Source organism: Arenibacter sp. S6351L (assembly GCF_023016025.1).
Classification (GTDB): domain Bacteria; phylum Bacteroidota; class Bacteroidia; order Flavobacteriales; family Flavobacteriaceae; genus Arenibacter; species Arenibacter algicola_B.
In genome coordinates, this window is sequence record NZ_JALKBB010000033.1 from 1 (window position 1) to 11,512 (window position 11,512).

General features: G+C 40.8%; 8 protein-coding genes. 2 read left to right on the forward strand and 6 right to left on the reverse strand.

Annotated elements, in window-relative coordinates:
* Positions 1-174: 174 nt before the first annotated feature.
* Positions 175-1,476, reverse strand: coding sequence for an APC family permease (locus MWU82_RS20645; RefSeq protein ID WP_247097755.1), 1,302 nt, complete (start codon positions 1,474-1,476; stop codon positions 175-177).
* Between the two features lie 481 nt (positions 1,477-1,957).
* Between MWU82_RS20645 and MWU82_RS20650 the strand changes: the two genes are divergently transcribed.
* Entirely contained in the window at positions 1,958-4,600 is a 2,643-nt protein-coding gene (locus MWU82_RS20650; RefSeq protein ID WP_247097756.1) for a PAS domain S-box protein, read from the forward strand.
* Positions 4,601-4,607: 7 nt separating this feature from the next.
* Positions 4,608-5,024 carry a response regulator gene (locus MWU82_RS20655; protein ID WP_281502456.1) on the forward strand — a complete coding sequence of 139 codons (417 nt, stop codon included), beginning with the start codon at positions 4,608-4,610 and terminating at the stop codon, positions 5,022-5,024.
* 432 nt (positions 5,025-5,456) lie between these two features.
* Here the strand turns inward: MWU82_RS20655 and acs are convergent, their stop codons facing one another.
* The 5 genes from acs to MWU82_RS20680 form a co-directional block, all read right to left on the reverse strand.
* Positions 5,457-7,364 carry an acetate--CoA ligase gene (gene acs / locus MWU82_RS20660; protein WP_247097757.1) on the reverse strand — a complete coding sequence of 636 codons (1,908 nt, stop codon included), beginning with the start codon at positions 7,362-7,364 and terminating at the stop codon, positions 5,457-5,459.
* A 215-nt stretch (positions 7,365-7,579) separates the two neighbouring features.
* On the reverse strand, positions 7,580-9,277 hold the full coding sequence (locus MWU82_RS20665) for a sodium:solute symporter family protein (RefSeq protein ID WP_247097758.1): 1,698 nt from the start codon (positions 9,275-9,277) through the stop codon (positions 7,580-7,582).
* A 106-nt stretch (positions 9,278-9,383) separates the two neighbouring features.
* Positions 9,384-9,644, reverse strand: coding sequence for a DUF4212 domain-containing protein (locus MWU82_RS20670; protein ID WP_215947072.1), 261 nt, complete (start codon positions 9,642-9,644; stop codon positions 9,384-9,386).
* Between the two features lie 78 nt (positions 9,645-9,722).
* Positions 9,723-10,799: an anhydro-N-acetylmuramic acid kinase gene (locus MWU82_RS20675; RefSeq protein ID WP_247097759.1), complete on the reverse strand. Its 1,077-nt coding sequence runs from the start codon at positions 10,797-10,799 to the stop codon at positions 9,723-9,725.
* A gap of 44 nt (positions 10,800-10,843) precedes the next feature.
* Positions 10,844-11,506, reverse strand: a complete 663-nt coding sequence (locus MWU82_RS20680) for a class I SAM-dependent methyltransferase (RefSeq protein WP_247097760.1) — start codon at positions 11,504-11,506, stop codon at positions 10,844-10,846.
* Between the last annotated feature and the right edge of the window lie 6 nt (positions 11,507-11,512).

Here is an 11,512-nt window from a genome sequence, read left to right on the forward strand (position 1 = left end):
ATGAAGTTTCTGTTAAAAACGAAAACAAAGTAGCTCGTTTGTACATGTTCAAAAATTCTAGGGTTAAAAAAGAATTGTCTTTCTCTACTAAATTGGACAAAGCTAAATTGGCTTAATCCCATTGTTCTTTAAAACTAAATTTTTGATTATTAATTTTTAGGATTGTTGACACTTCTACTTTCTCTTCCAAAATTTGTCCTTAAGGAAATATATCAAAGTCAGTATGGCAATATAAACCCCAAACCCAATAACCTCTTTGCGTTCAAGGTTGGATAGTAACCAAACAATAATAATTACCGAGAGTATAGGCACCAGGTAACCTCCAGGTATCCTAAATTGGTGTTTGGTAGTTTTGCCCGATTTTCTTCTTGAACTTATCACAGAAAGGGATACCCCAAGATAAACCAGTAGTATTGATGCACTTGAAATAACGGCCAATTGTTCAAATCCCCCTAGGGAAGCCAATAGAAACCCAATTGTGGCATATGTAATTATTGCGATGTAGGGAGTGGAGAATCTGTCGTGGATTTTTGAGAGTGGTCTAAGGGGAAGTACATTATCTTTAGAGGCCCTAAAAAGTACACGTGGCATACTCAATATTTCACTACTTAAATTTCCTAGGATGGAAATCGCGGCACCTATCGTGATTATAGTAAAACCAATGGGACCAAAAACCTGTTGGGCTACCATGCTTAAGGGGTTTTCGGTATAAGTGGACAAGGAAGCCCCTAGCACGCCCTGTGATACTGTTTGAATAAGGATATAAAGAATTAAAACACCAATGATACTTATAAATATTGCCCTTGGAATTGTCCTATTTGGTTTTTTAACCTCGCCACTTATAGATAATCCGGTCTCGGCACCCTGAAATGCGAAAAATAGAATAAGGGATATAGCGCCAACTTCTGAAATTGTTGGGGTGGAATCGATTATAAGGTTGTTAAATGAAACATGTCCCCATGAAAAGAATATCAGTAATAGAAGTGGAATAAGTTTGGTGAGAGTAATTGTTTTTATCAAAACCATTCCTTCCTTAATTCCTTTAACGTTAATATAGCCCAGTCCGGCAAACAGGATAAAGAAAACCAACGTCCTAACATAATCGGTTTTAAAAAAAGGAAAAATAGAACCCAATACATCTACCAATGCATTGGCAACAGCCCCGTCTGCCGATAAGGCGGAAAGCACAAAAAGAATTACTGTTAGAAAACCAAAATAGGGTCCAAAAGAAGATTCAATATATGTGTAGGCTCCTCCCGAAGTAGTTACTTTACTGCCTATTTCAGCAAAGCAGAGCATTACCAGGGTAATTAGCAGGCCACAGAATAAATATGCGTAAATACTGGAAGTACCTAATCCGGCAGCAACAATGGCAGGAAGGGCAAAGATACCGGCGCCGATCATAATATTGACTAAGTTGGCACTTAGGCCCCAAACACCGACCTCCCGTTTTAGATGTTCATTGGTTTCCTTCATTGGTGGATTGGTTTAAAGGGAGATATGTTTAAGGCTATAAAAAAAAGAGGGGAAGGCTAATATAATGAATTTAGTGTTAGTACATTTTAGGGTTAAGAAGGTGTTTCAATTTAAGGATCCATATATAGTGCTCCATCAATTCGTAAATTGATTGTAAGTTACCTTTTAATGGTATTTGCAGCATGTTTTGTACTATTTGCTGAATTGGACTTAGGGAACCTTTTGTTTTTCAGATACTCTTCTAAAAATCTACAATGGATAGGTAAGTTTTGTTGCCTTCCACTTATGTAGGAAAAATATACTAATTTTAACAAATGGATATGAATTTTGAACCAAGTGTGTGAAATTTATACTCATACCCAACTATTTTGGCCTTTTAATTGTTAAGGGATGTCATCGTTGGTGCCGATATATGAGTTTAAATGCGAGGACCATTAAATATTAATTTTAGGAATTTTCCTTAAATCTCAGGGAGTTGAATATGTCTAAAAAGGATACTGAAAGAAGAGAACAGTATAATAAAATCTTTATTGAACAGGCACCCACTGCCATTGCGATGTTGGACAAGAACATGCGATATATAGCAGTGTCCCAACGTTGGGTCACGGATTATAAAATGGAAGGCAAGGAAATAATTGGCCAGTCGCATTATGACCTATTCCCTGAAATAGGGGAAGATTGGAAAGCTAACCATCAAAAATGCCTTAATGGCGCCATTGATATTTGTGACGAGGCACCGTTTAAACGTGCAGATGGAACAATACAATGGATCTATTGGGATGTGCGGCCTTGGTATATTTCAGAGGGTGAGATAGGAGGTTTGCTTATGCATACTGGAGATATAACACCTCAGAAGGAAAGCGAAAAAGAACGGGCACGTATGATTCAAATATTGGATAAGACCAATGAAGTGGCCCGAATTGGCACTTGGGAGGTTAATCTTTCAACCAATGAAGTTTATTGGAGCAAGATGGTATGTGAAATACATGAGGTGCCTGAAAATTATCGACCTCAATTGGAAACCGCTATTAATTTCTATAAAGAAGGGGAAAGTCGTGAAACCATCCAGCGCGTGGTTAACGAGGCTATGCTAACCGGGCAACCCTATGATGTTGAGGTTGAGCTTGTAACTGCAAAGGGGACTTCCCTTTGGACCCGCGCCATTGGAAGTGGGGAATTTATAGATGGAAAATGTGTAGGCCTTTCTGGGATTTTCCAGGATATTAATGAAGGAAAATTAGCGGAACAGGCGTTGAGTAATGCCAATGCCGAATTAAATGCCATATTCAATTCCAAGTCGGTTGCCATTATCACGACGGACGACAAAGGGGTTATAAATCATTTCAACCATGGGGCTGAGTATTTATTGGGTTATTCGGCTTCTGAAATTATTGGTACACAGATACCTAGTGTATTTGCAAATATGGAGGAGGTGGAAAGGTTTAGGCAGGATTTGTCCCAAAAATATGGTAAGTATCCCTTAAAGGGGTTGGCGGAAAATAACGAATTTGATGTAAGGGAATGGACCTATATAAAGAAAGATGGTTCTAAAATTACGGTTCAGGTTACTATATCGGCCATTAAAGATACGCATGGAGAAATAACCGGATCTTTAACGGTAGCCTCTGATATTACTGCCATAAAAAATGCGGAGATCGAGCTATTGCGAAAAAATCAAGTCCTTAATTTTGCTGAGCGTCTGTCCATGATCGGGAACTGGCAATGGAATACGACTACCAATGAGGTAATATGGTCTTCCAATTTATATAAGATTTTTAATGTTGATATAGAGACTCGTTTGACTTACGATACCTATTTTTCATTTGTGCATCCAGAGGATAAGGAATTGGTGACAAATCATGTGCAATATTCTTTGGAGGAAAAAAAATTCCCGGATTTATTACATCGGATTAAGTTAAGGGATGGAACGGTAAAGAATATTCAGCTATTGGCAGAAATTATGACCAATGACGCAGGAGAGGTAATTGAGTTGGTGGGCACCTGCCAGGATGTAACGGAACAGCGGCTGCAGGAAATAAAATTTCGGGGACTGTTAGAGTCGGCTCCAGATGCCATGGTGATCGTCAATGAAGCTGGAAAAATTAATATGATCAACAAACAGGCGGAAAAATTATTCGGGTACAGTGCCAAGGAATTGACAGATAAATCCGTGGAAATCCTAATTCCTGAGGCTTATAGCGCCAAACATCCTGGTCATCGGTCAGATTTCTTTGCCAACCCAAAAACCCGGGATATGGGGGAGGGAAAAGAATTATTTGGAATTAATAAAAAAGGAAAATTAATCCCTATACAAATAAGTCTAAGCCCCCTTACAACGGAAGAAGGAGTATTGGTATCGGCGGCCATAAGGGATATTACCTCCCATAAAATAGCAGAGGGAAAAATATTGAAGGCCAAGGAAGAATTAGAGGTCTTTGCAAAAAAATTAGTTGCCCAAAACACCAAGCTGGCAGATTTTACCCAGATAACCTCGCACAATTTAAGAGCTCCGGTGAGCAACTTGAATTCACTTTTAGGGTTTTATAAACTTGCCCAAAGTGAGGAGGAGCGTGAGGATCTGTTCCAAAAATTTGAATCCGTTATCGATCATCTTACGCTAACGCTCAATACCTTGGTAGAGGCTTTAAACATTAGGAAAAATAATAATGAGGATAGGCTAGAGGAAATTGAATTTAATTCGGTGATGGTTAAAACACAGGAAATACTTGCAGGTGAAATTATGGGTACTGGAGCCGTAATTAAAAGCGATTTCTCAAAATTGCCTTATATTGCATACAATAAAATTTATTTAGAAAGTATTTTTCTTAACTTGGTTGGAAATGCCCTAAAATACAGGAGCGCGGATAGAGTACCTGAAATATATGTAACCTCTGGAATTGAAAACGGTAAAAAATTCTTGAAAGTCACTGACAACGGGCAAGGAATAAATTTAAAAAGGCATGGCCATAAATTATTTGGTTTGAACAAGGTATTTCACAGGCATCCCGATGCCAGGGGAATTGGTTTGTTCATGACCAAAACGCAAATAGAAGCGCATGGCGGTTCTATTTCAGCTGAAAGTGAAGTAAATGTGGGCACCACATTTAGTATTAATTTTAATTAGATAGTAAATGAGTAGTTCTTTAAATGTTTGTATTGTTGATGATGATGATATATATCAATTTACCATGGTAAAGACCATGAAATCACTTAATTTGACCGATAAGATTATGGTCTTTTCGGATGGTGAAGAGGCTTTGGATTTTATGTTGGATAATCTACACAATGATAAGGAACTTCCGGATGTGATTTTTTTGGATATAGATATGCCGATCATGGACGGATTTCAATTCATGGAGGAATATGTAAAGATAAAGCCAAAGCTGGGAAAGAAAATAACGATATATATGGTCTCCTCATCGGTAGACCCTGTGGATATTGATAGGGCAAAGAAAATAAGCGAAATCACCGATTATATTGTGAAGCCAATTACCCACGATCAGCTAACGACTATTGTTCAGGAATTGGATAGTAAAGGAAGTTTATAGTACGATTAAACTATTTCGTGTTATGAGTAACCATAATACGATTAGGGGAAATAAATTGATCTTCAGCTGAAAATTATTAGGTTGTTGCACTATGGAAAGTAAACGCTTCCCAATTCCGATATTCGTGGAGCTTTTTGCGCGGTGGATTCTATGATCCATGAACTGTACTTTAATTCCCAATAGGTATTAGCCCATGGCCTTTTTACATTTTCTTGAAGAACCATTTTGGGATAAGAGTATACAATAAGACGATCTAAATAGGGGCTAGGGGTCTTTAGGAATAGCCTGCATTAGTGATTGCAGCGGCATCCTTTTTTAGGCCGATGGGTAAGTATTAAAAACGGCTATAAAGTTTTGGGCATAAAAAAGATTTAGCGGAAAGCACGGCCACTTTATGTTTTTCCATAAAGTGGCAATGCCCCACCAAATTAATTATAGTACGTTGTCCTTAATTTCTTCTACTACTTCAGGATTTAGCAGTGTACTGGTATCTCCCAAATTGTTCATATCCCTGCTGGCAATCTTGCGCAGGATACGTCTCATGATCTTGCCGGAACGGGTCTTTGGCAGGCCAGAGGTAAACTGTATCTTGTCCAGTTTGGCTATAGGGCCAATATGCTCTGTGATGATCTGGTTAATTTCGTTCCTTAAATTATCGTGGTTACGCGATTCCCCGGTCTCCTTAAGGATTACATAGCCGTAAAGTGCATTGCCCTTAATATCGTGCGGAAAGCCTACTATGGCCGATTCTGCCACTGCTGGGTGCTCGTTTATGGCATCCTCTATTGGGGCCGTACCCAAGTTGTGGCCAGATACGATGATTACGTCATCTACACGACCGGTAATTCTATAATATCCTACCTCGTCCCTTAGGGCACCGTCCCCAGAAAAGTATTTGTTGGGAAAGGCCGAGAAATAGGTATCCTTATACCTGTCATGATTACCCCAAATGGTCCTTGCCATTCCTGGCCATGGGAATTTTATACATAGTCTACCTTCTACTTGGTTGCCTTTGAGTTCCTTGCCCTGCTCGTCCATTAATGCAGGTTGTATTCCAATAAATGGCAGGGTAGCATAGGTGGGTTTGGTGGGGGTTACATAAGGAATGGGCGTTATCATGATGCCTCCAGTTTCTGTTTGCCACCAAGTATCCACAATGGGACTATTCTTTTTTCCAATAACATCATTGTACCAATGCCAAGCTTCTTCGTTGATGGGTTCCCCAACGGAGCCCAAAACTTTTAAAGAAGTCAGGTCGTGGTTTTCTGCAAAGGCAATATTCTGTTTTGCAAGGGCACGGATAGCTGTAGGTGCGGTATAAAACTGGTTTACTTTGTGTTTTTCCACGATTTCCCAAAACCTTCCGAAATCCGGATAGCTGGGTACTCCTTCGAACATTAGAGTAGTGGCGCCATTGGCCAAGGGACCGTAGACAATATAACTATGTCCGGTAATCCACCCTATATCCGCGGTACACCAGTAAACATCGTTTTCGGTATATTGAAAAACATTCTTGAAGGTGTAGGCAGTATATACCAAATATCCGGCTGTAGTATGTACCATGCCTTTAGGTTTTCCAGTGGAACCAGAGGTGTACAATATAAACAAAGGATCCTCGGCATTCATGATTTCTGGTACACAATCCATATATGCGTTCTCCAACAAAGGTTGCAGCCATTTATCGCGACCTTCCTTCATATTTACCTGCGCATTGGTGCGTTTTACCACCAGAACCGTTTTAACCCCTGGGCAATCCTCAAGTCCTTCGTCTACAATGCCCTTAAGATCAATGGATTTTGAACCTCTATAGGATCCATCCGATGTAATTACCAATTTACAGTCACTATCATTGATTCGTGTGGACAAGGCCGTTGATGAAAAACCTGCGAACACCACAGAATGTATTGCTCCTATCCGGGCACATGCCAAGAGGGCAATGGACAATTCCGGAATCATGGGAAGGTAAATACAAACCCGATCTCCCTTTTTAACACCTTGGTCCTTTAATACATTGGCCAATTGGCAGACGCGTTCGTGCAATTGATGATACGTAATATGCTGGGCTTCTTCTTCCGGATTGTTGGGCTCAAAAATAATGGCCGTTTTTTCTCCCCTGGTCAGTAGATGCCTATCTATACAATTTTCTGTGATGTTAAGTTGTGCCCCTTCGAACCATTTTACCTCCGGCTTTTTAAAATCCCAACTTAAAACATTGTCCCATTTTTTTCTCCATAAAAAATGTTCTTCGGCCACTTCTCCCCAGAAATTTTCTGGTTCGCGAACCGATTTTCGATAAACTTGGTAGTACTCTTCTAAATGCTTAATGTGATAATTGCTCATCGTGTTTCTAAAATTTCTATAAATTTATATAAATCATCCATAAAAGGAAGGTTTCCTGATATGAATTTGATACTGAAATGTCAATTTTATGAGAATGTATTAAAACCTTAACAGGAAAATAAGAGGTTTGTTCCGTTCCTTGCACAAAGTGGGCAATTCTTTGTGTTTAATTTACGTTTTTTTAAACCCTTAACCTCTGGAGTCAACTGTCTGGTTTAGTGGTCTACAGCCTCTCCTGCACCACTGGGAATCCTAATGTTCTCCACTATTTCCTGGACGTTTTCCGGCGGTTCCGGAGTAAATCTATTGATGACCAGGGCAACTATAAAGTTTACGATCATGGCCACGGTCCCAAAGCCTTCCGGTGATATTCCGAACCACCATTCCGACTTATCTGGAATTTCGCCCAACCAGCCCAACTTAAATTTGGCCATATAGAACAGCATTAGACTAATCCCTACGACCATGCCCCCAATGGCGCCTTCCTTGTTCATTTTTTTGTAAAAAATGCCCAGGACAATGGCAGGAAAGAACGAGGCTGCCGCCAGTCCAAAGGCAAGGGCAACCACTGCTGCTACAAATCCAGGAGGGTTAATTCCAAAATACCCTGCAATAACCACAGCAACAGTTGCTGCACCTCTTGCTGCCCACAGCTCACCTTTTTCAGAGATATTGGGCTTAAAAACCTTCTTGATCAGGTCATGCGATACAGATGCCGAGATGACCAATAACAATCCAGCTGCTGTACTAAGGGCAGCAGCCAAACCTCCAGCGGCTACTAGGGCAATTACCCATGCCGGAAGGTTGGCAATTTCAGGGTTTGCCAGTACCATGATATCGTTATCTACCGTTAACTCATTTTTATCCTTATCGGCTACATATTGAATTATGCCATCCTTGTTCTTGTCATCAAATGACAATAATCCGGTTTCCTCCCAGTTTTTAAACCAGGCGGGCATAAGGCTGTATTCCTCATTACTCACAGTATCTATTAAATTAATTTTAGCAAAAACGGAAACGGCCGGGGCGGTAGTGTATAAGATGGCGATCAGCAACAAGGCCAGCCCAGCAGATTTACGGGCATCCTTAACTCTTTTAACGGTAAAGAACCGTACAATAACATGGGGCAAGCCTGCTGTACCCACCATTAATGCCAGGGTAATGGCGAAGACATCTATGACCGATTTAGTGCCATCGGTATATTCGGCAAAGCCCAATTCGGTGGACAATCCGTTTAACCGATCCATTAAAAAGGTTCCGGAACCATCGTTAAGGGTAGATCCCATTCCCAGTTGGGGTACGGGGTTGCCTGTCATTTGAAAGGAAATAAAAATGGCAGGGACCATGAAGGCGAATATAAGTACACAGTATTGTGCTACCTGGGTATAGGTAATTCCTTTCATGCCTCCCAGGACAGCATAAAAAAGTACTATGACCATACCAATGATGACCCCTGTATTGATATCTACCTGTAAGAATCTGGAGAAGACTACCCCAACACCCCGCATTTGTCCCGCCACGTAGGTAAAGGAAACAATCAAGGCGCAGAACACGGCCACCATACGGGCGGTATTGGAATAATAGCGGTCCCCTATAAAATCGGGTACCGTAAATTTTCCGAATTTTCTTAAATACGGGGCAAGTAGCAGGGCCAAGAGCACATAGCCGCCCGTCCAGCCCATTAGGTATACTGAACCGTCATAACCTGCAAAGGCAATAATTCCGGCCATGGAGATAAAGGAGGCAGCGGACATCCAGTCGGCCGCAGTGGCCATTCCGTTCGCCAGGGGGGAAACGCCACCACCGGCAACATAAAATTCTTTTGTTGATCCTGCCCTGGACCAAATAGCTATTCCTATGTACAGGGTAAAGGTGATTCCTACAAGAAGGTACGTCCAGACTTGAACACTCATATTTTAAGTTTTTTGGTTGATATTTTGGATTGTGTTTTTGGCCAATTGGGTGGTAAGCCCAAAAGTATTTCGGTATTTATAACCGGTGTTGGAAATTTCAATGTGGCTATTCGTTGTAGCCATATTTTTTGTCCAACTTGTTCATAAGGCGTACGTAAACAAATATTAAAATCACAAAAACGTAGATCGATCCTTGCTGCGCAAACCAAAAGCCCAATTTAAAACCACCGATTTTTATAGTGTTCAAGGCATCCTTAAATAATATCCCGGCCCCGAATGAAACGGCAAACCAAATGGCTAAAAGAATAAATAGATAACGCACATTTTCCTTCCAATAGGCGGTTGCCTTTTTTTGTTTCTCGCTCATTATGTCTTTGGTTTTGTAAAGAGGTAATAATTAGGTAACCAAGATAAGGTTTTGATTTAATATACCAAACGATATGTTTTAAGCCGGTAAATAAATAACACCTCCAAATGAGTCTCTTTTGGCTCCCGTCACGGAACTAAGGCAATTAATTTTCTGTTCCTCCCTTAAGACTCCCATAAGCGCAAATACCAAGGCCTCTTTATATTCGATCAAGGTTTTTGAGGGTGCAACCACTTTAGTATCCGCTCCAAGTTTTTCCTGTAAACAATCCATTAAGAAGGTGTTTAGGGCGCCACCCCCGGTAACAAATAAGCTCTTGTTTGTTTTGTTCTTTTGAGCCTTTACCTGAAGGGCTATCTGATCGCATATGTGATGAACCGCGGTATGCAGTAAATTTTCAATACTGTCCTTGGTACCGTCAACAATCGGGACCACTTTCTCTACAAACCATTCAAATCCAATAGACTTTGGAAAGGGTAATTTATAGAATTCCAGATCGTTGAGTTGATCCAACATTTCTTTGTTTATCTTTCCGGTCTTTGCCAAAGCACCTCCTTTGTCATAATCCAGGTTGATTTTTTTGGTAATATGGTTGAGGATCATATTGGCCAATCCTATGTCATAGGCCAATCTTACGCCATTTTGTTCGAAAGATATGTTGCTAATTCCACCCAGATTTAAACAATAGTCGTACCGACTAAAAAAGAGTTGATCCCCTATAGGTACCAAGGGAGCACCTTGTCCGCCCAAGGCCACGTCGTTGGTCCGGAAATCGCATATTACTTTTGTGGCGCTCTCATTGGCCAAATGTTGGCCAGAACCTATTTGAAAGGTGAGTCCGTTTTGGGGTTGGTGATGGGTGGTGTGGCCATGACTGGCAATAAAATCCACTTCCAATGCATGGGTTTTTATAAAATCCTTGGCCTGTAACCCTAGCCAACTGCCATAGGAATTGTGGAATTGTAGCAATTGGTCTGCGGGAAGGTAAATGGAGTTTTTAAGTTTTGCTTGCATTTCTTCGCTATAGGAAATACTATGCGTCTGTTTAATCTCGAAATCCCAACCGGTGGGGGTTTCCCATATATGGCAATAAGCCAGGTCCAATCCGTCCAAGGAGGTTCCGGACATTAGCCCGATGACTTTATATGTTTTCATTTTTAATTATTGTTGTTATTGTGGTTTATATGGATGTCCTGGATCTACTCGGACAGTATAAAAATCACCGACAAAGGTTTGTTGTCATCATTGGTTACTTCCTGTAATTGGTGCAATTGAAGTCCGGCTTTCTTAATTACGGACAACCATGATTCAAAGGTACGGGCATACCAGGAATGACCGTCCGTGAAATTACCTGGCAGTCCTTTCCATGAATCGTTGATCCATTGGCTCTTATACTCCAGATTATTTTGCAATAAGAAAAAGGGGTGAAGGGTCTGTATAGCGATATATCCATTTTCGGATAGCGATTTTTTCACTTGTTTTAGGAGTTGGCTTAACCCTTCCCTCTGATAAAGGCAAAAGTTAAAAACAGCCGCATCATAGGGTGCTTCCGGGATGGGGTTTCCTAAAATGATGTCTTCGTAGGACATTTGATAATAAGTGCCTGGGCCTTTTTTTTCGGCGTTTTCCAATAATTCAGGAATGGCATCCAGGCCCACAACGGCTTTACCCATGGCGCCAAGGCTTCTAGCGAGCCAGCCCTCCCCGCAGCCCACATCCAAAATTTTGATGGCAGGAGAATTGCCGATTAATTCCAATATGGCTTTATTGGTGAATTTCCTGGATTCAAAATCGGCATTGTCAATTACCTTGATCCACTCAAGGGCATTTTTATTCCAGGATTTGATAATGTTGTTCTCCATGTTTTT